Here is a 21,810-nt window from a genome sequence, read left to right as displayed (position 1 = left end):
CGGCGATGTACCGGGTTGCCCGATGTCCCCCGGCGCAGACCTGGCGGTTTGACGTAGGACCATGTCGATGCCGGATCTCATGAGCCTCAGTCCCGCGATCATCGCGATCGTCGTCGCGCTCGGCATCGGGTTGCTGATCGGCTTGGAGCGCGAGCGCCGCAAGGGCGAGGGGCCCGGGCGCTCGCCCGCGGGCTTGCGGACCTTTGCCGTCGCGTCGCTGGCCGGCGCGGTGAGCATGCTGATCGGCGGCAAGCTGCTGCTGGCCGTCGTCACCGCTGGAATCATGGTCCTCGCGGCGATCGCCTATTGGCGTTCGCGCAGCGACGATCCGGGACTGACCTCGGAGGCGGCGCTGATCCTGACCGTCCTGCTCGGCGGCCTCGCCACCGAGCAACCTGCTCTGGCGGCGGGCGTCGCCGTCGTGCTGGCGGTGCTGTTGGCGGCCCGGCCGGTGCTGCATGACTTCGTCCGTTCGGTGCTCAGCGAGAGCGAGCTCAAGGACGGCCTGATCTTTGCCGCGGCCACGCTGGTCGTGCTGCCTCTGCTCCCGGATCAGCCGATCGGTCCGTACGGCGCGCTCAACCTGCGCGGCATCTGGACGCTCGTCGTCCTGATGATGGCGATCGGTGCCGCCGGACATGTCTCGATGCGGCTGCTCGGCGCACGCGGCGGGCTCGCCGTGTCCGGCTTCGCCTCGGGCTTCGTCTCCAGCACGGCCACGATCGGCGCGATGGGCGCGCGGGCGCGCAAGGCGCCGGAGCTCGGCGGCGCCGCGGCCGCGGGCGCGGCATTGTCGACGGTCGCGACCATCGCCCAGCTCGCCGCGGTGCTGGCCGTCACCAGCCTCCCCGCGCTGCAGGCGCTGCTGGTCCCGCTGCTCTGCGCCGGCGCGGCGGCGACGATCTACGGCGCGATCTTCACGATCGTCGGGTTGCGGCAGAGCGGTTCCGCCGACCTGCCGCCCGGACACGCCTTCAGCCTGCCGGGCGCGCTGTTGCTGGCGCTGACGATCTCTGCGGTGCTGGTGCTCTCGGCCGCGTTGCGCGAGGCGTTCGGCGAAGCCGGCCTGGTGGCGAGCGCCGCCGTCGCCGGTCTCGTCGATACCCATGCGCCGGCGGTGGCCGCGGCTGCGCTTGCCGCGTCGGGCAAGATCGGCGCCGCCGATGCCGTGGCTCCGGTGCTCGCGGCGCTGTCGGCGAACACGATCAGCAAGATCGTGGTGGCGTGGACCAGCGGCGGGTCGTCCTTCGCCCTGCGCCTCGTCCCCGGCCTCGTCCTCGTCATCGCAGCCGCCTGGGCCGGCGCCTTCGGACCGAGCCTTGCCCATGGTCTTGCCGATGTGCTGGTCCATCCGTGAGCGCGACGTCCGCGCAGCACCTACGCGCTGCGCGGCAAGCGCTCGACCGCGGCAGCAGCACCGCTGCGATGCTGGACGAGCCACGCGATGGCGTCGTCCTCCTTCATCGGCTTGCCATACAGCCAGCCCTGTCCGTAGGAGCAGCCGAGCATGCGAAGGCACTCGGCGTCCGCCTCGCTCTCGACGCCCTCGGCGATCATGCGGTGGCCGAGCGGCAGCGCCACCGCGGTGATGGCGGCGACGAGCTGCTGATCCCGTCGGTTGCCGGCGATGCCGTGGATGAAGGAGCGGTCGATCTTGATGGTGTCGATCTCGACCGCCATCAGGTTGGCGATCGAGGAATGGCCGACGCCGAAATCGTCGATCGCAAGACCAAAGCCGTATTGGTCGATCAGCTTCAATTCGTCGGCGCAGCGCTTGGGATCGAACATCGCCTCTTCGGTCACCTCGATCTCGATCCGGTGGGGATCGACGCCGTAGCGCTCGGAGACGGTCTTGAGGGTCTGCGCCGGCGAGTGAAGCGGGAATTCCCGCGGCGAGACGTTGATCGATACCCGGATGCCGTGCGCCTTCTTGCGGTCGAGCGCGCGCAGGAACGCGCAGACGCGCTCGCCCACGAACTCCGTGAGCTGGCCGGACAGGCGCAATCGGATCGCCGCGGACACGATGTCCGGCGGCGGGATCAGTCCGGCGCTCGGGTGCTTCCAGCGCAGCAGCGCCTCGAAGCCGATGACCTCCTGCGTGGCCATCGCGACCTGGGGCTGGAATTCGACGTGGAGCTCGCGGCGGGCCAGCGCGGCGGGGAGCTCGGCATCGAGCCGGCGCTGCTGCGTCAGCTCGGACTGCATCTTGGCGTCGAACACGCGCATGCAGGCGCGGCCGTCGTCCTTGGCGCGATAGAGCGCGACGTCGGCGCGGGCGGAGAGCTCTTCCAGATCGATCGGGCCTTCCGCATGCGCCGCGATGCCGATCGAGCAGCTCGCGGGCAGCACCTGGCCCGCGATCGCGAGCGGCTGCGCGAGGGCGGCCATCAGCCATTCGGCGAGTGCGACGGACCGGCTCGCCACGTCGTCGCCCTGCATGACGACGACGAACTCGTCGCCGCCCAGGCGGACCGGCAGATCGTCGCCGCGGCAGGCGGATTGCAGCAGCGCGGCGATGGCCTGAATGACCCGGTCGCCGGCATCGTGGCCGCGCGCGTCGTTGATGGTCTTGAAGTTGTCGACGTCGATCAGGAGGAATGCGACCCCGCGTCCGGAACGGCACGCCGCGGCGGCCACGGTGCGGAAATGGCTGCGATTGGCGAGCCCGGTGAGCGAGTCCGTGCGAACCAGACGCTCCAAAGCGTGGTTGGCCTCGGCGACGGATTCCGCCAGCACGGTCGCCTCGATGGCGGTCTTCTGGCTCGCGATGAAGTTGCGCTCGCCGAGCCGCGCTGCGCGGAACAGCATGAAGGTCAGGAAGGCGACGTCGACCGCGACGATGTAGTCGACGTCGCTGCCCGAGATCAGCATCCGCAGCACGGTCGCGCCCATCAGCGGCGCGCCGAACGCGATCGCCATCCTCGAATAGGCGAGACTCTGGATGATGGCTCCGGTGGTGGTGCCGGCCATGATGAAGACGACGTCGTTGACGTTGTGCGCGTGGGAGAAGGCCGGCAGCGCGATCGGGACGATCGCCCACAGCACGCCGCTGGCGAAAGCCATGATGGTGAGATTGCGCAGCACGCGCTGTGGATCGCGCTCGATCCGTCCGGACGATTTCAGGTACGACACCCATCCGGCGCGGAACGCGGCGAAGACGATGGCTGCGCCCAGCCACCAGAAGATGAGGGTGCCGCCCTCCCTGAGATACAGCAGCAGCGCCAGCGACGTTGCGATCGCCACATTGGCGAACATCGTGAGGGAAATGTTCTGCAGCGAGCTGGCTGCCTGGGCTTTCGCGAGCGCCGCCGCTTTGCACTCGGTGGTTGCGGTCTGCATGCGCGGAACGGACGGCCCTGCTGGATCGGTGACGGAAGCGGGCAGCCATGGCGGCGGCCCATGCGGCAACGCGCGAGCATGCTGAACAGGGACCTAAAGTGGAGTTAATCCAGTCCGATATATGGCCGGACGGCCGGGCCATTCGGCCTGCGGATCTGGCGGCCGGGCGTTCGCAGACTCCAGCGAGAGCAGCATGTCGCCGCCGCCGGGGCGATGTCCAGCATCAACACCGACAACGGGCCGATCCGCTACGGATCGAGCTCGGTGTCCCAATAGAGATAGTCGAGCCAGCTGTCGTGCAGGTAGTTCGGCGGGAACAGCCGGCCGTTGCGATGGAGCTGGTGGACGGTTGGCGCATAGGGCGCCTGCTTGGGGAACATCTTGGCCTGCTGTGGCGTCAGATTGCCCTTCTTCAGATTGCAGGGCGAGCAGGCGGCCACGACGTTCTCCCAGGTGGTCTGGCCACCCTTGCTGCGGGGGATGACGTGATCGAAGGTCAGGTCGTCGCCGGAGTGGCAGTACTGGCAGGCGAAGCGGTCGCGGAGGAAGACGTTGAAGCGGGTGAAGGCCGGATGCGTCGACGGCTTTACGAAGGATTTCAGCGAAACCACGCTGGGCAGCTGGATTTCGAAGGACGGACTTCGGATCGCGCGGTCGTAGTATTCGACAATGTTGACGCGATCGAGAAACACCGCCTTGATCGCGTCTTGCCACGACCAGAGAGACAGCGGGTAGTAACTCAGCGGCCGGAAGTCCGCGTTCAGCACCAACACCGGCCAACCGCCTTGCGAGACATGTGCGTTCAAGTAACGCTCCTGGCCTCCATAACGGCTGCGAAGCAGCATGCCCTGACATACTACATGCAGCGTGACGGGATTGTGAAGCCCCAAGAATGGCTTGACATGGCTTCTCCCGCCTTTGGAGCTGCCGTCCAAAGCGCGTCAGAACCGTGGCAGAGCGCCCGATCGCCGCACTGCAAATCAGTTGCATGTCTTCCGGCGCGACGACGACCAGCAGGACGACCAAGGTCAGCCCGGGACCCGCTCCAGCTTCTGCAGGCAGCGGTGGATCCTGACCTCGTCCGGCATCGGGCGGTCCGGGAAGCTCGTGCTCCAGTTGGTGACGCCGACCTCGCCGACATAGATGTCGCCGCGGCTGTCGATGGCGAGGCCGTGCGGGGCCAGGAAGCGGCCGGTTTCCAGGCCCGGACCGTGCTCGCCGCCGAGCCGGGCGATGCGCTGGCCGGTGGCGTCGGTGATGGTCAGCCGCGGTCCGAGATTGGGAACGTTGAGGTTGACCGGCATGCCGGGGCCGAGCTCGCCGATGATGAAGGTCTTGCGCCCCGCGCCGCAGGCGCACAGCGCGCAGGGCCGATGCAGATTGTTCCACTGCGTCTCGTAGCGGCCGTCGCCGTCGAAGATCTGGATGCGGTGGTTCTCGCGATCGGCGACGTAGACAAAACCGTCGGCATCGGTCGCGATGTTGTGAACGATGTTGAACTGGCCGGGATCGGAGCCGGGCTCGCCCCAGCTGCGGATCAGCCGGCCGTCGGGTGTGTATTTGTGGACCCGCGCATTGCCGTAGCCGTCGGAAACGTAGATCTCGCCCGAGGGCGACAGCGCGGTGTGGGTGCAGCGGTTGAACGGCTCGCCGCTCATGAACGGCGTCGGACGCTCGGGCAGGCCGATGGTCAGCAGCACCTTGCCGTCATCCGTGCATTTGCGCACGGTGTGGTCGCCATCGTCGGTGCAGTAGAGATTGTCCTCGCTGTCGATCGACAAGCCGTGGGCGCGGCTGAACAGGCCCTCGCCCCAGCTCTGGATGAAATTGCCGTCGCGGTCGAACACGATCATCGGATGGGCGCCGCGATTGAAGGCGTAGACGCGATCCTTGCTGTCAACGGCAACCGAGGCGACGTCGGTGAGCGCCCAGCCCTCGGGCAGCTTGGCCCAGTCCTTGACGACGCGATAGCTGTAGTTGCCCGTTCCGAGAATGGACATCGCCTCGCCTCCCTGCCTCTGCGCAACCTCGGTCCGGGCAACGCTACACGGGTTTGGTCGCGGGTGAAAACCTGCTTACGTCGCCATCGTCAGCATGTGGCCCTCATGCGGCGGAATATGACCTTGCAAGGTGTCGAGATAGACGCGCTGTACGGCCTCCGGTCCGCGTCCTTCCGTGATCGTGAGCCAGCCGTCGAGCCGCGGGGCGAAGTCCCGCCACGCCGCGCCGAGCCGGCCTTCGATGCCGCCGGGTCCCCATTCCCTGGCACGCTTCCTGATCTGGTCGGGTGCGAAGAACCAGGTGGGCGGGGCACCGGGAAGCACCTCTGCGTCATCGCTGCCGTCCTGATGCGTCAGCCCGACGCGGCCGGAATAGACGAGGTTGTCGCCGTAGTGCCGATGCAGCGCGGCGCGGAGGCTGGCGTTGCCGGCCATGTCGACGAACGCCGCGCGCGACCTCGCGTCGAGCATGTCGACCGCGTCGTAGGTCACGACCTCGTCGTAGCAGCCGAGCGAGCGGACGAAGGCCGCATTCGATGGCGAGGTCAGCCCGATCACGCGGATGCCCTTGCGCCGCGTATGCAGGAGGTGGGCGAGACCGAACGCGGTCTTGCTCGAGGCCGAGGACAGGATGACGGTTGTGGCGCCGAAATGAGCCTGTTCGGCGAGAAAGTCGTCGACCAGGAACGACAGCATGAACAGCGGGCGCAGCAGGGCCTGATCATCGCCTTGCCGTCCGGCAAAGGCGGGATCGTCGCCCACCCGCGCATAGGCGTTGTAGACCGGCGCGACGCCCTGGCGGTGCGCGGCCGCGTCGCGCAGGCCGCGCTTGCCGACGTCGGCGGCCTCGATGACGAGATGCGTCGCCATCGGGAAGTAGCCGAACAGGCGCTCGCCTTCGGCGACGGCAGGATGGCGGGACGCGATCACGTTGCCGAAGCCCCATACGGGAATGATGCCGAAGCCGTCGGGCGCGGGAAACAGTTGCCAATATTTCAACTGCTCGCCGAGCAGCGCGTAGGTGATGTTGTTGGCGGTGAAGGCGAAGCGGTCGACCTTCACCAGCAGCGCCTCGGCAGGAAGCGCGTCGCCATCGGGAAGCTCGGTGGCGATCGTCTTACACTGCTGCAGATCGCCGCGCGCGACGATGAAATCGGACGATTGCATGATGAAGACCTCGGCCGTTCGTTTGCTGTGCGTCGTGGCGCGATCCTGGCCGACATCGATGACCGTTTTGCAACCCCAACTTTGTTTGAAACGGCGTTCGCCGGAGTTGTTAGTTCGCCGGCGTGATCACGCCCTCGCGCTTCTTGACCACGCGGTAATAGCTCCACCACAGGTGCGCCGCCGCGCCGCGCAGCGGGCGCCACGCTTCGGCCAGCGGCATCATCTGCTTGGCCGTAGGCCGCGTCGCAAGCCCGAGCCCGACCTTGACCGCCTCCTGCACGGCGAGGTCGCCGGACGGCCAGGCGTCGCCATGGCCGAGGCAGAACAGCAGGTAGACGTCGGCGGTCCACGGCCCGATGCCGGGCAGGGCGGTCAGGGTGGCGTGCGCGGCGTCGGCGTCCTCATTGGCGAGCACGTCGAGGTTCAGCCGCCCGGCGCCGAGCTCGCGCGCGATGTGCTTCAGCGTCTTGATCTTGGCGGCAGAGAGGCCGAGCCGTCCCAGCCGGTCGGCGCGGGCGCGGCGGACGGCGTCGGCATCGAACGGATCGAATGCCGCCTGCAGCCGGCCCCAGATCGCGGCCGCGCTCGCGGTCGAGAGCTGCTGGCCGCAGACGATGTGGGCGATCCCGGCGAAGCCCGGCTCACGCCTCCGGAGCGCCGGCATGCCGGTCGCTTCGAGGACGGGCGCCAGCCGCGCGTCCTGCTTCACCAGGCCGCGGATCGCGTCCTCGAGAACGGCTTGGCTGCCGAGGTGAAGGGTCATGGCGCCGCCGAACGCAAGGCTGGGCCATGTCGCGCCGGGTGGACGGCAGGAAGGCCCAGGGCTAAGGCAGCATCAGTCACGGCTGGAACTCTCATGAGCTTGCGTAGCATCCCCTCCGACATGGCCCGCCACAAGGTCGCCGGGATCGACTCCCTGCTGGATCGCGTCGTTGCCGAGTACGGCGTGTTTCTGCCGCTCGCCATCGAGAGCGGCAGCCGCGCCTGGGGCTTTGCCTCGCCCGACAGCGACTATGATTGCCGGTTCGTCTATGTGCGGCGCGCCGCCGATCATATCAAGCCATGGCCGGTGCGCGACGTCATCGAGTTTCCGCTCGAAGATGATTACGACGCCAACGGCTGGGACCTGGCCAAGGCGGTACAGCTGCTGCTGAAGGGCAATGCGGTCATCATCGAATGGCTGCGGTCGCCGGTGGTGTATCGTGGCTCCGCTTGGTTTCGTGATGACTTTCTCGCCTTCGCCAGGAGCGTGGCGAGCCGCGATGCCGTGGCGCGGCACTATCTGCATCTCGGTGAACGGCAACGCCGCGCGTATTTCGGCGACGGCACGGAGGTTGCGCAGAAGAAGATCTTCTACGCGCTGCGGCCAGCCGCGACGCTGCGCTGGCTGCGCCTGCACCCAAGGGAAGCGGTGGCGCCGATGCATTTTCCGACCTTGATGGCGGAGTGCGATCCACCCGCGGCCTTGCAGGCGGAGGTGGCCGAGCTGATGCAGCGGAAAGCCTCGACCCGCGAGCTCGGCATCGCACCGCTGCCGCCCGTGGTGGCCGCGTTCGTCGATGCCGAGTTCGAGCTGGCCCGGTCGGCCTTCAGCGAATGCCGCAGCAGTACGGCCGAGATGATGCAGCAGGCAGAGCACTTCTATCGGACCGTGGTCGAGCGTCTGGAACGCGAAACGCAGGCAGGAGAGGCGCAGGGCTCTGTGGCGTCGAACTCATCATGATGCCACCCGTTTTCCGATTCGCCCCCAGCCCCAACGGCTATCTGCATCTCGGCCACGCTTTTTCGGCGCTGTTGAACTTCCAATGCGCGCAGCGGAGCGGCGGCCGCTTGCTGCTGCGCATCGAGGACATCGATCCGACCCGCTGCCGCCCCGAGTTCGAGCAGGCGATCTATGAGGACCTCGCCTGGCTCGGCATCGCCTGGGAGCAGCCGGTGCGGCGGCAATCGGAGCACCTTGCCGAGTACCGCGCTGCGCTGGACCGGCTGCGGGGCATGGGGCTGGTCTATCCGAGCTTCGAGAGCCGGGCCGAGGCCGCGCGGATGGTCGCGCAACGGGATGCAGAGGGGGCTTGGCCGCGCGATCCGGATGGCGCGCCGCTCTATCCGGGGACGGCGACCTCGCTCTCCGAGGCGCGCCGTGCGGCACTGATGGCCAGCGGCGCGCCCTATGCCTTGCGGCTCGACATGGCCGCCGCGGTCGCGCGCGCCGGCCGGCCGGCCTGGGACGAGCATGGCGCCGGGCCTTCGGGCGAGAGTGGCAGGGTCGAAGCAAGGCCGGAGGCCTGGGGGGATGTGGTTCTGGCGCGCAAGGAGACGCCGACCAGTTATCACCTCTCCGTCGTGCTCGACGATGCCCTGCAGGGGGTGACCGAGGTGGTGCGTGGGCAGGACCTGTTTCATGCCACGAGCGTGCACCGGCTGCTGCAGGTCCTGCTCGGCCTGCCGGCTCCGGCCTATCGGCATCACCAACTGATTCGCGACGCGCAGGGCCACAAGCTGTCCAAGTCCTCCCGGGCAACGGGATTGCGCGCCTTGCGTGCGGAAGGCGTCTCGCCGGCGGAAATCCGACACAGGATCGGCATGGTCTAGCCGCGTCCTGCCGCAAGCCCCGATGTCTCCCAACGTTTCCGGCGGGGACAACCTCCGGGGCATCGTGACACCCGGAAACGACCGTGCCATGCTGCTCAATGGCGCGGGTTATCGGGAGCTTCAATCGAAAGCGGCACGACGAGACATGACAGTACAAGTGCCCCTTCGTTTTTCGGAGTTCATGTCACAGGGGCCATGATGAAGCGCGTTCGGAAGATGAGTACGGGGCGTCGGGCCCGACCGGCCAAGCCGGCTGCGCCCAGGTCCGCCGGCGCGTCCAGAGCGCCCGCGGAAAAGGCGCCCTCCAGGACGACATCCCCGAGGATGCCGTCGTCCGCAGCACAAGCGCCGAAGACACAAACGCAGAAGACCAGGGCCGCGAAGGCGGCGCCGGCCAAGGAGCGCACCAAGGCGCGACCGCTCAAGAAGCACGTTCCTCAGGTCACGGCGATGGCGGGGAGCCGGCGAAGCGCGGCCAAGTCCGGAGTGAGGAAGCCCGAGACCGCGAAGTCCGTGCCCAAGGCTGCCGCTGGATCACCAGGAGTCGTCGAAGCCGCGCTGGCGGTGTTCGCCCATGAAGTGCGCACGCCGCTGACTGGCATTCTCGCCATCAGCGACCTGCTCGCCACCTCCGAGCTTGGCGAGCGCGAGCGGCGCTGGGTCGATACGATCAAGGCCGGCGCGGAGCATCTGTCGAGCCTCGCCACCCTGTTCGTCGATGCTGCCAAGGACGAGACCACCGGCGCGCTGCCGCGTGAGGATCTGTTCGATCTGCGCGTGCTGGCGCGGGCCGCCGGAGACTCGCTGTCGGGCCGCGCCGCCGCCAAGGGGCTGGATGTCAAGGTCCACGTTTCCGACGACTTGCCGGGACTCGTGATCGGCGACCCCGTGCGGCTGCGCGCTGCGCTCGAGAACCTGATCGACAATGCGGTGAAGTTCACCGAGCAGGGGGGCGTGGCGCTGGAGGTCGTTCCAGCACGCCGCGGCGGTCGCGGCAAGCCGAGCAGGGGCGCAGGCCGAGGCGCGGGCAGGGGCAGCGCCGCGATCGCCTTCCACGTCTCGGATTCGGGCATCGGCCTGACCCTGAAGGAGATCAAGCGGCTGTTCCGGCCGTTCAGCCAAGCCAATGTTTCGATTGCCTCGCGCTTCGGCGGGGCCGGACTCGGACTGTCCTCGGTCCGGCAACTGGCGCGCGCCATGGGCGGCGATGTCGCAGTGGCGCCGCATGAAGGCGGCGGCACGACCTTCACCCTGACGGTGACGCTGACCGTTGCGGCCACACCGCACGCCACCGCCGGCGGATCGGAAGATGGTGTCGCCCTCGCGCCGACGCGGCCCCTGCGGATCCTCGGGGTGGAGGACAATCCGTTCGGCCGCGTGGTGCTCAACACTATCCTCAATGAACTCGGCCACCAGGCCGAGTTCATCGGCCGCGGCGAGGCGGCGCCGGAGCGGATCGCGGCCGGCAATTACGATGCGGTGCTGATGGACATGGTGCTGCCCGGCATCAACGGCGTCGAGGCGATTACTCGCATTCGCAAGCTGGACGCGCCCCACGGGACTATCCCGATCATCGGCGTGTCCGGACGCGGCGAGGACGAGGCGGCCTCGCGGGCTGCCGGCGCGGACGCGTTCCTGCTCAAGCCCGTTTCGCCGCGGGCTCTAGCGACTGCGCTTCTTGGAGCGACACGCCGCGCGGCAGCCGCGACTTGATGATCGAAGCGTTCAATTCGCCGCCATACACGAAGATCGCGGCGATGAAATACAGGAACACCAGTGCGATGATCACCGATGCGAGCCCCGCATACATCGTGACGTAGTTGTTGGCGAAGCGCGCCAGGTACTGGCCGAACACGATCCCTGACACCAGCGAGGCGATGAAGGTGAAGACGATGCCGGGCAGGATCTGCATGAAGCTGCGCCGCCCCGCCGGCAGCCAGGCGTGCAGGATGAACAGCGCGACGACCAGCGCGCTGATGGTGATGCCGTAGCGCGTCAGGTTGACGAAGCGCTCGTTGGCTTCGACCGCCAGCGGCAGGTAGCGCCGGGCGGTGGCGAGCATCAGCGGGCCGAGCACGATCAGGAACGACATCGCCAGCGCCGTGAACGCGGCGACCAGGGTATAGCCGATCGATTCCAGCCGCAGCCAGTACCAGCGGCGCTGCTCGATCACGCCGTAGGCGCGGTTGAGCGCGACCCGCAGCGCCTCGACGCCGTTCGAGGCGAAGTAGACCGCGAGCACGGCGCCGATGGTCAGCGCATCGGTCCGGGTCGTGGTCAGCACGTCGTGGATCTCGCCGGTCAGCGCATCCGCCACCTGCGCCGGCCAAGTCTCGAGCATCAAGGTGGCGGCCTGGTCGGCCAGGTCCTTGGAGCCGAGAAAGCCGGCGAGCGAGGTCAGGACGATCAGGAAGGGAAACAGCGCCATCAGGGTCGACAGCGCGATATGGCTGGCGATCGCCCAGCCGTCGTCGGCGAGGAAGGTGTAGAACGCGTCCATGACGACGTGGAAGATGTAGCGAAGCGCCTTCACCTGTCCCTGCACTCCGCGAAAGAACGTGATTTGTACAATCCGATATTACGGCTCCAAAAGCCAGAAGTTGCAGCGCCGGCTGCGCGGATCCGCCATGGCGCTCTTGCGTTTGCGGTGTTATCTAGCACCGATGGCTTCACTTCTTGGTAAATTCATCCTTCCCATCGCCGTTGGCGCGGTCGCCCTGGTGCTGTTTCTGGGCCTCGTCAACATGACGCGCGGCGGCTCGCCGAACCTGTCGCAGAAGCTGATGCGCTGGCGGGTGATCCTGCAGTTCGTCGCGATCGTCGTTGCCATGGCGGCGATCTGGGCGATGGGGCGCTGAGACCGAGACGCCGAGGCGTCGAGAAACGGACGTTGAGAACGCAGCATGGTGGTCCTGAATCGCATCTACACACGGACAGGTGACGACGGTACGACCGCGCTCGGCAATGGCGAGCGGCGCCCCAAGTACGATCTGCGCGTCTCCGCCTATGGAACCGTTGACGAGACCAACGCTGCGATCGGTGTGGTCCGGCTGCATCTGGCCGATGCGCCCGAGATCGATGCGATGCTCGGCCTGATCCAGAACGATCTGTTCGACCTCGGCGCCGATCTCGCCGTGCCGCAGCGCGAGGGCAAGGCGGAGCGGCTGCGCGTCGTCGCGAGCCAGGTCGACCGCCTGGAGCGCGACATCGATACGCTGAACGAGCGGCTCTCGCCGCTGACGTCGTTCGTGCTGCCCGGAGGGACTGCGGCGGCGGCGCATCTGCATGTGGCGCGTACCATTTGCCGCAGGGCGGAACGGATCATGACGGAACTCGCCGGCAAGCCTGACGAGCCGGTCAGCGAGGCCGCCATTCGTTATATGAACCGGTTGTCGGATTTCCTGTTCGTGGCCAGCCGGGCGGCAAACCGGAACGGCGCCGGCGACGTGTTGTGGGTGCCGGGCCAAAACCGTTAACCCGCAAAACCGTTAACGCGGGGCGTGCGGGCCTGCGTTTTTTCCCCCTCGCGCGTTGACCGGGGGGTACGGGGGCTTTAGGTTCCGCGCCCGAAAGGTCAACCCCGGACAATTTAGAGCGAAAGAGGATCGATGAAGGTTCTGGTGCCGGTCAAGCGGGTGGTCGATTACAACGTCAAGGTCCGCGTCAAGAGCGACGGATCGGGCGTTGAGCTCGCCAACGTCAAGATGTCGATGAATCCGTTCGACGAGATCGCCGTCGAGGAAGCGCTGCGGCTGAAGGAAGCCGGCAAGGCGACCGAGGTGGTGGTGGTCTCGATCGGGCCCGCGCAGGCGTCCGAGACGATCCGCACCGCGCTCGCGATGGGCGCCGACCGCGGCATCCTGGTCAAGGCCGAGGGCAATGTGGAACCGCTGGCGGTCGCGAAGATCCTCAAAGCCGTGGCGCAGGACGAGCAGCCGGGTCTGATCATCCTCGGCAAGCAGGCGATCGACGACGATTCCAACCAGACCGGCCAGATGCTGGCCGCGCTGCTGGGCTGGGCGCAGGCGACCTTCGCCTCCAAGCTCGAGGTCGAGGGCTCCGATTTCAAGGTCACCCGCGAGGTCGACGGCGGCCTGCAGACCGTGAAGCTCAAGGGGCCGGCGATCGTCACCACCGACCTTCGCCTCAACGAGCCGCGCTACGCGTCGCTGCCGAACATCATGAAGGCGAAGAAGAAGCCGATCGCCGAGAAGACGGCGGCCGACACCGGTGTCGATCTCACGCCTCGGCTCGAAGTGCTCAAGACCACCGAGCCGGCGGGCCGTAAGGCCGGCGTCAAGGTCAAGGACGTCGCCGAGCTCGTCAACAAACTCAAGACCGAGGCGGGGGTGCTCTGATGGCCACGCTGCTGATTGCCGAACACGACAATGCATCCATCAAGGACGCGACCAACAAGGCGCTGACGGCGGCGACAGCCCTCGGCGCCGATGTCGACGTGCTGGTCGCGGGCCAGGGCGGCAAGGCTGCGGCCGAAGCCGCCGCCAAGCTCGCCGGTGTCAAGAAGGTGCTGCTCGCCGATGATGCGGCCTACGCGCATGATCTCGCCGAGCCGCTCGCCGACCTCGTCGTCAAGCTCGCCGCGAACTACGACGCGATCGTCGCGCCCGCGACCTCGCGCTTCAAGAACGTGATGCCGCGCATCGCCGCCCTGCTCGACGTGATGCAGGTGTCGGAGATCATCAAGGTCGTCGCGCCCGACACGTTCGAGCGGCCGATCTATGCCGGCAACGCGATCCAGACCGTGAAGTCGAAGGACGCCAAGAAGGTCATCACCGTGCGCACCTCGACCTTCGCCGCCGCCGGCGAGGGCGGCAGCGCGTCGGTCGAGACCGTGGCGGCCGCCGGCGATCCGGCGCTGTCGACCTTCGTCGGCGAGGAGGTCGCCAAGAGCGACCGTCCCGAGCTGACGTCGGCCAAGATCATCGTCTCCGGCGGCCGTGCGATGCAGAGCCGTGAGAACTTCGCCAAGTACATCGAGCCGCTCGCCGACAAGCTCGGCGCCGGCGTCGGCGCCTCGCGCGCCGCGGTCGATGCCGGCTATGCGCCGAACGATTGGCAGGTCGGGCAGACCGGCAAGGTCGTGGCGCCGGAACTGTACGTCGCGGTCGGCATTTCAGGCGCCATTCAGCATCTGGCCGGCATGAAGGACTCCAAGGTGATCGTCGCGATCAACAAGGACGAGGACGCGCCGATCTTCCAGGTGGCCGATTACGGTTTGGTGGCCGATCTCTACCAGGCGGTTCCCGAGCTGACCGAGGCGCTCGGCAAGCTCGGCAAATAACGCTGCTGGCACCGGCCGCGTGGGACCGCGGCGGCCGGTGTTCTCACTTCCAAGGGCATGGGCGGGCGCAGCAGGCGTGCCGTTCGGGTGGATGACAACATGGCTCAGATCAACAAGCTCGGAGTGATCGGCGCAGGACAGATGGGCAACGGCATCGCGCACGTTGCCGCGCTGGCCGGTCTCGACGTGGTGCTCAACGACGTCACTGCCGACCGGTTGAAATCGGGCATGGCGACCATCAACGGCAATCTGACCCGCCAGGTCGCGAAGAAGGTGATCTCCGAGGACGCCCGCAACCAGGCGCTCGGCCATATCTCGATCAGCGAAACCCTCGATGGCCTCGCCGATTGCGATCTCGTCATCGAGACCGCGATCGAGAAGGAGGACGTCAAGCGCAAGATCTTCCACGATCTCTGCGCGGTGCTGAAGCCGGAGGCGATCATCGCCTCCAACACCTCGTCGATCTCGATCACCCGGCTCGCCGCCTGCACCGATCGCCCCGAGCGCTTCATCGGCATTCATTTCATGAACCCGGTTCCGCTGATGGAGCTGGTCGAGCTGATCCGCGGCATCGCCACCGACGACGCCACCTTCGAGGCGGCCAAGGAGTTCGTCGGCCGGCTCGGCAAGCAGGTCGCCGTTTCCGAGGACTTCCCGGCCTTCATCGTCAACCGCGTCCTGCTGCCGATGATCAACGAGGCGATCTACACGCTCTATGAGGGCGTCGGCAATGTCGAGGCGATCGATGCGGCGATGAAGCTCGGCGCGCATCACCCGATGGGGCCGCTCGAGCTGGCCGATTTCATCGGTCTGGATACCTGTCTGTCCATCATGCAGGTGCTGCACGAGGGGCTGGCGGATTCCAAATACCGGCCGTGCCCGCTGCTGGTGAAATATGTCGAGGCCGGCTGGCTCGGCCGCAAGACGCAGCGCGGCTTCTACGACTATCGCGGCCCCAAGCCGGTGCCGACCCGCTGATTTTACCGCCGCCGGGCTCGACCGATACGCTTCGTTAAGGCTCCTCGGTTAGCGTGCCGCTAGCGAGGTAAGCGCGTATGGACATGAGCTTGGTGGCTGCGGTCATGGCGCAGCAGGCGAGTGCGACACAGCAGCAGGTCGCCACGTCGGTGCTGAAGCAGAACCTGAACGCCCAGAAGGATGCGGTGCTGACGCTGCTCGGCGGCGCGCAGCAGACATTGTCGCTCGCCAATGCCGGCCCCGGCGTCGGCGGCAATCTCAACATCGCCGCCTGAGTTCTCCCGATTAGAGTCCCGCGGCGGCCTTCGCCGTCGCCGCCTGGATCAGCTTGACCGCGTCGGCGCTGTCCCACTCGGCGGGACCCGCGATGGTCGCGATCTCGCAGCCATTGCCGTCGACCAGCACCGAGGTCGGCATCCCCAGCGCGCGGCCGACCGCCTTCAGATCCTGGAACACCTTGGCCTTCGGGTCGGCGAAATAGGCGAGCTGCGTCAGCTTGGCGTCGGCGAGGAACGTCTTTGGCTTCTCCGGGTCGCGGGTGTCGATGTTGACCGCGACCACCTGGAAGGCGTCGCTGCCGAGCTTGGTCTGCAGCCCGTCCAGCGCCGGCATCTCCTTGCGGCAGGGCACGCACCAGGTCGCCCACAGGTTCAATAGCACCGTCTTGCCACGGAAATCCGACAGCTTCTTCGCCGCCCCCGTGCCGTCCTCGAAGGCGAGATCCGGCAGCCGCAGCGGCACTGTTGCCGCCGTCAGCGCCGCCACCTCGCCCTTGATCAGCGGTGCGATCCGCTTGGCGGTGTCGACCGCCGCCTGACAGGCCTGGTCGCCCGCCGGCCGTCCCTTCAGCAATCCGCCAAGGGTCACCGCCGCGATGCCGGCCACGGCGACCACCGCCACGGCACCGGCCGCGAGCAGCGTCCGCCGCGAGGATGCGGGGCGGGCAGGGGACGGGTCAGGCTTATCGTTTGTCATCTCGGGTCGGTTGCGGCTATCAGAGGCGCGAATTTCGGGATACCGGACGGTGTGTCCCATCCAGCGGCGGTCAGCAAGGTCTTGGAAGCGGTTCAGACATGAGCAACACGATGTGGGGCGGACGGTTCTCGGAGCGTCCCGACGAGATCATGGAGGACATCAACGTCTCGATCGACGTCGATCGCCACCTTTACGCGCAGGATATCGCCGCTTCCAAGGCGCACGCCGCCATGCTCGCCGCCCAGGGCATCATCACCGCGGGTGATGCGAAAAATATGGCTAAGGGTCTAGACACGATTTTGTCAGAGATCACCAAGGGTTCGTTCGAGTTCAAGCGGGCCCTGGAAGACATCCATATGAATGTCGAGAGCCGCCTCAGCGAGCTGATCGGTCCCGCCGCCGGCCGCCTGCACACCGCGCGCTCGCGCAACGACCAGGTCGCGACCGACTTCCGCCTGTTCGTCCGCGACACCATCGACGACATCGACGCGGCGCTCGCCGCCTATCAGCACGCGCTCGCCACCCGCGCGCTCGAATACGCTGGCACGGTCATGCCCGGCTTCACCCATCTGCAGACCGCCCAGCCCGTCACCTTCGGCCACCATCTGCTGGCCTATGTCGAGATGGCCGGGCGCGACCGCGGCCGCTTCCTCGATGCCCGCAAGCGGCTCAATGAATCGCCGCTGGGGGCCGCCGCGCTCGCCGGCACCTCGTTCCCGATCGATCGCCACGCCACCGCCGAGGCGCTCGGCTTCGAGCGCCCGATGGCCAATTCGCTGGACGCCGTGTCCGACCGCGACTTCGTGCTGGAGACCCTCTCGGCCGCCTCGATCTGCGCCGTGCATCTGTCGCGCTTCGCCGAGGAGATCGTGATCTGGACCTCGCCTTTGGTCGGCCTGATCAAGCTGTCGGACAAGTTCACCACCGGCTCCTCGATCATGCCGCAGAAGCGCAATCCGGATGCCGCCGAGCTGGTGCGCGCCAAGACCGGCCGCGTCATCGGCGCGCTGAACGGGCTCCTGATCGTCATGAAGGGCCTGCCGCTCGCCTACCAGAAGGACATGCAGGAGGATAAGCAGGGCGCGATGGAGGCGTTCGCGGCGCTGTCGCTCGCCATCCGCGCCATGACCGGCATGGCGCTCGACCTCGTGCCGGACGAGGCCCGCATGAAGGCCGCCGCCGGCGAGGGCTACGCCACCGCGACCGACCTCGCCGACTGGCTGGTGCGCACGCTCAAGATGCCGTTCCGCGAGGCCCACCACGTCACGGGCCGGATCGTGGCCTTGGCCGCCAAGCAGGGCGTCGCCCTGCACGAGCTGCCGCTGAAGGCGATGCAGGAGGTCGAGCCGAAGATATCAGCCGAGGTGCTCGGCGTGCTCTCGGTCGAGTCCTCGGTGAAGAGCCGCACCAGCTACGGCGGCACCGCGCCGAAGAACGTGGCCGCGCAGGCCAAAGCCTGGCTGAAGCGGCTGGAAAAACAGCGAAAGTAGGGCTCGCGTTCGAAATTTGATCGGCCCGGCGTGGCACTCCCGCACTCGTCAGGCCGGTGCATTCTCTGTATGGTGCCGCCCGCATGGGGATTTCACACGTGAATCGCGCTCGCCGTCCAACCTCCGCCGCCCGGGTCCTGCTCGTCCTGGGCGCTTCAGCCCTTCTGCTGGCCGCCTGCGGCCGCAAGGGTCCGTTGGACCTGCCGGCCAACTCCCCGCCGGCGCCGCAGATGTCGGCCGCTCCCGCCGACACCGCCACGGATGCCGCCAACAAGCCCGGCCTGTTCAACTCCGGCTACGGCGCCGACGCCGCCCCCGCCGCCACCCGCGGCCAGAAGAAACCCTTCATCCTCGACCCGCTGCTCGACAGCAAATAGAGCTCGAACTCCCTCTCGATCAGCGCTCGATGCCACCCTCCCCTGGAGGGGGAGGGTCGCCTCACGGTGAGCGCAGCGAAGCGTGAGGCGGGGTGGGGCGATCTCTCCACGCGCACCGTCCTCGCGGCTTCACCCCACCCCGCTCGCCCGCTTCGCGTGCGATCGACCCTCCCCCTCCAGGGGAGGGTGGCAGCGCGGGTTTGACAATCCGACCCATTTCCCGGCAATTCGCCGCCACAATCATTCATCTCGCAGCCCGCGCGCGGACCTGACCCATGAACCACTTCGACTACCGCGACGGCGTGCTGCACGCCGAGGCCGTCAATCTCGCCGGGCTCGCCGCCACCGTAGGCACCCCGTTCTACTGCTACTCCACCGCCACGCTGGAGCGGCACTACCGCGTGTTCGCCGACGCCTTTGCCGGCCAGGACGTGCTGATCTGCTACGCCATGAAGGCCAACTCCAACCAGTCGGTGCTGCGGACGCTCGCCAAGCTCGGCGCCGGCGCCGACGTCGTCTCCGGCGGCGAATTGAAGCGCGCGCTGGCGGCTGGCATCCCCTCGCGCAAGATCGTGTTCTCCGGCGTCGGCAAGACCGAGGCCGAGCTGCGCGCCGCGCTCGCGGCCGACATCCACTGCCTCAACATCGAATCCGAGCCCGAGCTCGATCTGCTGGCGCGCCTCGCGGTCGAGACCGGCCACACCGCCCGCATCTCCGTGCGCGTCAACCCGGATGTCGATGCCGGCACCCACGCCAAAATCTCGACCGGCAAGTCGGAGAACAAGTTCGGCATTCCGCTGGAGCACGCCCGCCGCGTCTATGCCCGCGCGGCGAAGATGCCGGGCATCAAGGTCACCGGCGTCGACGTCCATATCGGCAGCCAGATCACCGATCTCGGTCCAATGGAGACGGCCTTCCGCATCCTCACCGAGTTCGTGCAGACCCTGCGCGCCGACGGCCACGACATCTCCCATGTCGATTTCGGCGGCGGCCTCGGCATCCCCTATCACATGGACCGCGCGGTGCCGCCGGAACCCGCCGCCTATGCCGCGATGGTCAAGCGCGTCAGCCACAATCTCGGCTGCACCCTGATGTTCGAGCCGGGACGGATGATCGTCGGCAATGCCGGCATCCTCGTCGCCAAGGTGATCTACGTGAAGCACGGCGAGGCCAAGAACTTCGTCATCATCGACGCCGCGATGAACGACCTGATCCGCCCGACGCTCTACGAGGCCCATCACGACATCCTGCCGGTGATCCAGCCCGCGCCAGGTGCGCCGTCATTCGTCGCCGACGTCGTCGGCCCGGTCTGCGAAAGCGGCGACTACCTCGCGCTCGACCGCACACTGCCCGAGCCTGCGCCCGGCGACCTCCTCGCCATCATGACATCAGGCGCCTACGGCGCCGTGCAGGCCTGCACCTACAACACCCGCGCGCTGGTGCCCGAGGTGCTGGTCAAGGGCGACCAGTCCGCGGTGATCCGCCCGCGCATCGAGGTGGAGCAGCTTATTGCGATGGATACACCGGCGCCGTGGTTGTGAGGGCGGGCTGACGCGCAATCCTGCTCTAATCGCCAGCGTGCCGATGACGGAAGGCTCCGCGATCTCAGTCTCACCCTCCCCTGGAGGGGGAGGGTCGATCGCGCGCGAAGCGGGCGAGCGGGGTGGGGTGATCTCTCCACTGGCATCGGTGGGCGTCGAGAGATCACCCCACCCCGGCCCACATGCGCTTCGCGCATATGAGCCGACCCTCCCCCTCCAGGGGAGGGTGACTGCGGGTTGATCTCGAAGTCGCGCTCTTCCGCCTAGTTGGCGCTCATACCGCTTCGTAAGCCTCGATCTTCTCGATGTCGGGCGCGAGCATGTCTTCCGCTGTTTCGAGATCGAAACGGGCCTGCATGTTCATCCAGAATGCATCGCCGGTCTTGAAGAATTTGCCGAGCCGCAGCGCGGTGTCGGCCGTCACGGGTTTCTCTTCGCGCGCAATGCGCTCGATCCGCGTGCGCGGCGCGTTCAGCGCGGCCGCGACCGCATAGGGCGTGAGCTTGAGCGGGACGAGGAACTCTTCCCGCAGGATTTCACCGGGATGAACCGGCGGCAGTTTCTTCGCGATCTGCGCTCTCGTGTTCGTTGGCTACGCTCGGCCTGAAATTGCAGTGGAAATTGCGCCCATGACGGCCTCCAGCAACCGGTGGCTCGCCTTGGCATCCCGGGGGACGCTCTGAGCCGGGCTACGCCACCAATAGGTTTCCCAGTCCTGGTCGCTCATCTCCATCGATGCAATGTCCCGGAGCTCAGCCAGCAGTGGTTCGAACTCGTCGTCCCTGAAGAACTCGAGCAGGAAGGCGCCAAGCCGCTCTTCTGATGAGAAGACTTTGGCAGTTCCCTGAAAGAGCCCGCCGGCCATTCGATCGAAGAGCTTGTATCGCGTGGGGTCGATGGTGCTCATTGTCGGACGTCACCACTTGCGGGCGGGAGCGGGGCCATCGCATATGTCTCCGCCCGCTCGTATCTTACTCAACTCGCTTCTCCACTCCACATCAGGATACGCCCATGAGCATTCGCGTCGGCATTGTCGGGATCAGCGGCTTTGGCGGCGGCGAGGCGATGCGCCTGGTCGCGGGGCATCCGGCGTTCGAGCTGGTCTACGCCGCGGGCGAGGGCAGCGCCGGCCAGCGGCTGGCGGAGCGCTTCCCCGGCGTGCCGGGCAGGCTCGCCGATCTCGTGATCGAGAAGTGGGACCCCGCGCGCCTGCCGCAGCTCGACGTGCTGTTCGCCTCGCTCCCCACCGGCGCCTCGCGGGAGGCGCTGGCGCGCGTGCCAAGCAGCGTGAAGATCGTCGACATCGGCGGCGACCACCGCTACGCCGACGGCTGGACCTACGGCCTCGCCGACGTCTGGCCCAGGGAGATCGCGGGCAAGACCCGCATCGCCAATCCCGGTTGCTTCCCCGCGGCAGCGCTGACTCCGCTGGCGCCGCTGCTCGCCGACAAACTGATCTCGCCCGACAACATCGTGATCGACGCCAAGACCGGCATCTCCGGCGCCGGCCGCGGCGGCGACAGCAAGTTCGGCTACGCCGAGAGCAACGAGAACCTGATCCCCTACGGCCTGCTCAGGCACGTCCACATGCCCGAGATCATCAGCACGATCGCGCGGATCGGCGGCGGCAGCGCCGCCGGCCTCGTGTTCACGCCGCATCTGGTGCCGATGACCCGCGGCATTCTCGCCACCATTTACGCCCGCGGCCGCGCCACCACCGCGCAGTGCCTCGACGCCGCCCGCCGCTTCTACGCCGACAGCGCCTTCGTCCGTGTCACCGACAAGCCGCCGCAGACCAAATGGGCCACTGGCTCCAACCTCGCCTTCGTCAGCTACGCCGCCGACCCCGAGCGCAACCTGGTGATCGCGCTCGGCGTCGTCGACAATCTCGGCAAGGGCGCAGCCGGGCAGGCGGTGCAGAATGCGAATCTGATGTGCGGGCTGCCGGAGACCGCGGGGCTGGAGGGGGCGCCGGTCTGGCCGTGAGGTCGGCCGCGATTGTCACAGCAGCGGGAGACGGCACGGGTGATCAAACGGCGTCTCTCCTCA

General features: G+C 67.4%; 23 protein-coding genes. 14 read left to right on the top strand and 9 right to left on the bottom strand.

The window, feature by feature from the left end; genetic code table 11:
• Positions 1 to 61 precede the first annotated feature (61 nt).
• Positions 62 to 1,357: an MgtC/SapB family protein gene (locus QW887_RS28035; RefSeq protein WP_316195529.1), complete on the top strand. Its 1,296-nt coding sequence runs from the start codon at positions 62 to 64 to the stop codon at positions 1,355 to 1,357.
• A gap of 20 nt (positions 1,358 to 1,377) precedes the next feature.
• Here QW887_RS28035 and QW887_RS28030 read toward each other — a convergent pair whose 3' ends face one another.
• The 5 genes from QW887_RS28030 to QW887_RS28010 form a co-directional block, all read right to left on the bottom strand.
• Positions 1,378 to 3,339 carry a putative bifunctional diguanylate cyclase/phosphodiesterase gene (locus tag QW887_RS28030; RefSeq protein WP_316195528.1) on the bottom strand — a complete coding sequence of 654 codons (1,962 nt, stop codon included), beginning with the start codon at positions 3,337 to 3,339 and terminating at the stop codon, positions 1,378 to 1,380.
• Between the two features lie 248 nt (positions 3,340 to 3,587).
• The gene (locus tag QW887_RS28025; RefSeq protein WP_006610584.1) at positions 3,588 to 4,145 is read right to left on the bottom strand and encodes an HNH endonuclease; all 558 of its coding nucleotides are present in this window, start codon (positions 4,143 to 4,145) and stop codon (positions 3,588 to 3,590) included.
• A 222-nt stretch (positions 4,146 to 4,367) separates the two neighbouring features.
• Positions 4,368 to 5,339: a peptidyl-alpha-hydroxyglycine alpha-amidating lyase family protein gene (locus QW887_RS28020; protein ID WP_316176016.1), complete on the bottom strand. Its 972-nt coding sequence runs from the start codon at positions 5,337 to 5,339 to the stop codon at positions 4,368 to 4,370.
• A 75-nt stretch (positions 5,340 to 5,414) separates the two neighbouring features.
• The gene (locus QW887_RS28015; protein ID WP_316195526.1) at positions 5,415 to 6,506 is read right to left on the bottom strand and encodes a DUF2855 family protein; all 1,092 of its coding nucleotides are present in this window, start codon (positions 6,504 to 6,506) and stop codon (positions 5,415 to 5,417) included.
• 109 nt (positions 6,507 to 6,615) lie between these two features.
• Positions 6,616 to 7,269 (bottom strand): DNA-3-methyladenine glycosylase 2 family protein, encoded by a 654-nt coding sequence (locus QW887_RS28010; RefSeq protein ID WP_316195524.1) that lies wholly within the window; start codon positions 7,267 to 7,269, stop codon positions 6,616 to 6,618.
• A gap of 93 nt (positions 7,270 to 7,362) precedes the next feature.
• Here QW887_RS28010 and QW887_RS28005 point away from each other — a divergent pair, with 93 nt between their 5' ends.
• From QW887_RS28005 to QW887_RS27995, 3 genes are all read left to right on the top strand, one after another.
• Positions 7,363 to 8,229 carry a nucleotidyltransferase domain-containing protein gene (locus QW887_RS28005; RefSeq protein ID WP_316186177.1) on the top strand — a complete coding sequence of 289 codons (867 nt, stop codon included), beginning with the start codon at positions 7,363 to 7,365 and terminating at the stop codon, positions 8,227 to 8,229.
• Positions 8,229 to 9,098 carry a tRNA glutamyl-Q(34) synthetase GluQRS gene (gene gluQRS, locus QW887_RS28000; RefSeq protein ID WP_316171837.1) on the top strand — a complete coding sequence of 290 codons (870 nt, stop codon included), beginning with the start codon at positions 8,229 to 8,231 and terminating at the stop codon, positions 9,096 to 9,098. The genes QW887_RS28005 and gluQRS overlap by 1 nt, the downstream gene beginning before the upstream one ends.
• A gap of 324 nt (positions 9,099 to 9,422) precedes the next feature.
• The gene (locus tag QW887_RS27995; protein WP_316186175.1) at positions 9,423 to 10,811 is read left to right on the top strand and encodes an ATP-binding protein; all 1,389 of its coding nucleotides are present in this window, start codon (positions 9,423 to 9,425) and stop codon (positions 10,809 to 10,811) included.
• On the opposite strand, the gene QW887_RS27990 is transcribed toward QW887_RS27995, so the two are convergent.
• On the bottom strand, positions 10,738 to 11,631 hold the full coding sequence (locus QW887_RS27990) for a YihY/virulence factor BrkB family protein (RefSeq protein WP_315718152.1): 894 nt from the start codon (positions 11,629 to 11,631) through the stop codon (positions 10,738 to 10,740). The genes QW887_RS27995 and QW887_RS27990 overlap by 74 nt on opposite strands.
• A gap of 130 nt (positions 11,632 to 11,761) precedes the next feature.
• Between QW887_RS27990 and QW887_RS27985 the strand changes: the two genes are divergently transcribed.
• From QW887_RS27985 to QW887_RS27960, 6 genes are all read left to right on the top strand, one after another.
• Entirely contained in the window at positions 11,762 to 11,956 is a 195-nt protein-coding gene (locus QW887_RS27985; RefSeq protein WP_315718162.1) for a twin transmembrane helix small protein, read from the top strand.
• A 45-nt stretch (positions 11,957 to 12,001) separates the two neighbouring features.
• A complete protein-coding gene (locus QW887_RS27980; protein WP_315736202.1) occupies positions 12,002 to 12,574 on the top strand; it encodes a cob(I)yrinic acid a,c-diamide adenosyltransferase in 573 nt (190 codons plus the stop codon).
• A 132-nt stretch (positions 12,575 to 12,706) separates the two neighbouring features.
• Entirely contained in the window at positions 12,707 to 13,456 is a 750-nt protein-coding gene (locus tag QW887_RS27975; RefSeq protein WP_315718150.1) for an electron transfer flavoprotein subunit beta/FixA family protein, read from the top strand.
• Complete coding sequence (locus tag QW887_RS27970) at positions 13,456 to 14,400, top strand: electron transfer flavoprotein subunit alpha/FixB family protein (RefSeq protein WP_316195522.1); 945 nt, start codon at positions 13,456 to 13,458, stop codon at positions 14,398 to 14,400. Before QW887_RS27975 ends, QW887_RS27970 begins: the two co-directional genes overlap by 1 nt.
• A 99-nt stretch (positions 14,401 to 14,499) precedes the next feature.
• A complete protein-coding gene (locus tag QW887_RS27965; protein WP_315718147.1) occupies positions 14,500 to 15,378 on the top strand; it encodes a 3-hydroxybutyryl-CoA dehydrogenase in 879 nt (292 codons plus the stop codon).
• 77 nt (positions 15,379 to 15,455) lie between these two features.
• Positions 15,456 to 15,653 (top strand): putative motility protein, encoded by a 198-nt coding sequence (locus QW887_RS27960; protein ID WP_315718145.1) that lies wholly within the window; start codon positions 15,456 to 15,458, stop codon positions 15,651 to 15,653.
• A 10-nt stretch (positions 15,654 to 15,663) separates the two neighbouring features.
• Here the strand turns inward: QW887_RS27960 and tlpA are convergent, their stop codons facing one another.
• Complete coding sequence (gene tlpA / locus QW887_RS27955) at positions 15,664 to 16,353, bottom strand: thiol:disulfide interchange protein TlpA (protein WP_316195520.1); 690 nt, start codon at positions 16,351 to 16,353, stop codon at positions 15,664 to 15,666.
• Positions 16,354 to 16,451: 98 nt separating this feature from the next.
• On the opposite strand from tlpA, the gene argH reads away from it, so the two are divergent.
• The 3 genes from argH (at position 16,452) to lysA (ending at position 19,761) form a co-directional block, all read left to right on the top strand.
• Positions 16,452 to 17,843 carry an argininosuccinate lyase gene (gene argH / locus QW887_RS27950; RefSeq protein ID WP_315718143.1) on the top strand — a complete coding sequence of 464 codons (1,392 nt, stop codon included), beginning with the start codon at positions 16,452 to 16,454 and terminating at the stop codon, positions 17,841 to 17,843.
• 83 nt (positions 17,844 to 17,926) lie between these two features.
• A complete protein-coding gene (gene lptM, locus QW887_RS27945) occupies positions 17,927 to 18,220 on the top strand; it encodes an LPS translocon maturation chaperone LptM (RefSeq protein ID WP_315718142.1) in 294 nt (97 codons plus the stop codon).
• Positions 18,221 to 18,495: 275 nt separating this feature from the next.
• Positions 18,496 to 19,761 (top strand): diaminopimelate decarboxylase, encoded by a 1,266-nt coding sequence (gene lysA / locus QW887_RS27940; RefSeq protein ID WP_315718141.1) that lies wholly within the window; start codon positions 18,496 to 18,498, stop codon positions 19,759 to 19,761.
• A gap of 274 nt (positions 19,762 to 20,035) precedes the next feature.
• Here lysA and QW887_RS27935 read toward each other — a convergent pair whose 3' ends face one another.
• Positions 20,036 to 20,320 (bottom strand): HigA family addiction module antitoxin, encoded by a 285-nt coding sequence (locus QW887_RS27935; protein WP_316195577.1) that lies wholly within the window; start codon positions 20,318 to 20,320, stop codon positions 20,036 to 20,038.
• A 33-nt stretch (positions 20,321 to 20,353) separates the two neighbouring features.
• Positions 20,354 to 20,668 (bottom strand): hypothetical protein, encoded by a 315-nt coding sequence (locus QW887_RS27930; protein ID WP_316195518.1) that lies wholly within the window; start codon positions 20,666 to 20,668, stop codon positions 20,354 to 20,356.
• A 104-nt stretch (positions 20,669 to 20,772) separates the two neighbouring features.
• Between QW887_RS27930 and argC the strand changes: the two genes are divergently transcribed.
• Complete coding sequence (gene argC / locus QW887_RS27925) at positions 20,773 to 21,747, top strand: N-acetyl-gamma-glutamyl-phosphate reductase (protein ID WP_316195516.1); 975 nt, start codon at positions 20,773 to 20,775, stop codon at positions 21,745 to 21,747.
• The last annotated feature ends 63 nt before the right edge of the window (positions 21,748 to 21,810 follow it).

Origin of the sequence: Bradyrhizobium sp. SZCCHNRI3052, from assembly GCF_032484895.1 — a bacterium.
Taxonomy (GTDB): domain Bacteria; phylum Pseudomonadota; class Alphaproteobacteria; order Rhizobiales; family Xanthobacteraceae; genus Bradyrhizobium.
The sequence above is the reverse complement of the archived record's forward strand: the minus strand, read 5'-3'. Positions and strand labels throughout refer to the sequence as shown.

What these genes read in the sequence shown, in the direction of transcription:
- QW887_RS28035 (WP_316195529.1), top strand. Translation starts at nt 62, where the DNA reads ATGTCGATGCCGGATCTCATGAGCCTCAGTCCCGCGATCATCGCGATC.
- QW887_RS28030 (WP_316195528.1), bottom strand. Translation starts at nt 3,339, where the DNA reads ATGCAGACCGCAACCACCGAGTGCAAAGCGGCGGCGCTCGCGAAAGCC.
- QW887_RS28020 (WP_316176016.1), bottom strand. Translation starts at nt 5,339, where the DNA reads ATGTCCATTCTCGGAACGGGCAACTACAGCTATCGCGTCGTCAAGGAC.
- QW887_RS28015 (WP_316195526.1), bottom strand. Translation starts at nt 6,506, where the DNA reads ATGCAATCGTCCGATTTCATCGTCGCGCGCGGCGATCTGCAGCAGTGT.
- QW887_RS28010 (WP_316195524.1), bottom strand. Translation starts at nt 7,269, where the DNA reads ATGACCCTTCACCTCGGCAGCCAAGCCGTTCTCGAGGACGCGATCCGC.
- QW887_RS28005 (WP_316186177.1), top strand. Translation starts at nt 7,363, where the DNA reads ATGAGCTTGCGTAGCATCCCCTCCGACATGGCCCGCCACAAGGTCGCC.
- gluQRS (WP_316171837.1), top strand. Translation starts at nt 8,229, where the DNA reads ATGCCACCCGTTTTCCGATTCGCCCCCAGCCCCAACGGCTATCTGCAT.
- QW887_RS27995 (WP_316186175.1), top strand. Translation starts at nt 9,423, where the DNA reads ATGCCGTCGTCCGCAGCACAAGCGCCGAAGACACAAACGCAGAAGACC.
- QW887_RS27985 (WP_315718162.1), top strand. Translation starts at nt 11,762, where the DNA reads ATGGCTTCACTTCTTGGTAAATTCATCCTTCCCATCGCCGTTGGCGCG.
- QW887_RS27980 (WP_315736202.1), top strand. Translation starts at nt 12,002, where the DNA reads ATGGTGGTCCTGAATCGCATCTACACACGGACAGGTGACGACGGTACG.
- QW887_RS27975 (WP_315718150.1), top strand. Translation starts at nt 12,707, where the DNA reads ATGAAGGTTCTGGTGCCGGTCAAGCGGGTGGTCGATTACAACGTCAAG.
- QW887_RS27970 (WP_316195522.1), top strand. Translation starts at nt 13,456, where the DNA reads ATGGCCACGCTGCTGATTGCCGAACACGACAATGCATCCATCAAGGAC.
- QW887_RS27965 (WP_315718147.1), top strand. Translation starts at nt 14,500, where the DNA reads ATGGCTCAGATCAACAAGCTCGGAGTGATCGGCGCAGGACAGATGGGC.
- QW887_RS27960 (WP_315718145.1), top strand. Translation starts at nt 15,456, where the DNA reads ATGGACATGAGCTTGGTGGCTGCGGTCATGGCGCAGCAGGCGAGTGCG.
- tlpA (WP_316195520.1), bottom strand. Translation starts at nt 16,353, where the DNA reads ATGACAAACGATAAGCCTGACCCGTCCCCTGCCCGCCCCGCATCCTCG.
- argH (WP_315718143.1), top strand. Translation starts at nt 16,452, where the DNA reads ATGAGCAACACGATGTGGGGCGGACGGTTCTCGGAGCGTCCCGACGAG.
- lptM (WP_315718142.1), top strand. Translation starts at nt 17,927, where the DNA reads ATGGGGATTTCACACGTGAATCGCGCTCGCCGTCCAACCTCCGCCGCC.
- lysA (WP_315718141.1), top strand. Translation starts at nt 18,496, where the DNA reads ATGAACCACTTCGACTACCGCGACGGCGTGCTGCACGCCGAGGCCGTC.
- QW887_RS27930 (WP_316195518.1), bottom strand. Translation starts at nt 20,668, where the DNA reads ATGAGCACCATCGACCCCACGCGATACAAGCTCTTCGATCGAATGGCC.
- argC (WP_316195516.1), top strand. Translation starts at nt 20,773, where the DNA reads ATGAGCATTCGCGTCGGCATTGTCGGGATCAGCGGCTTTGGCGGCGGC.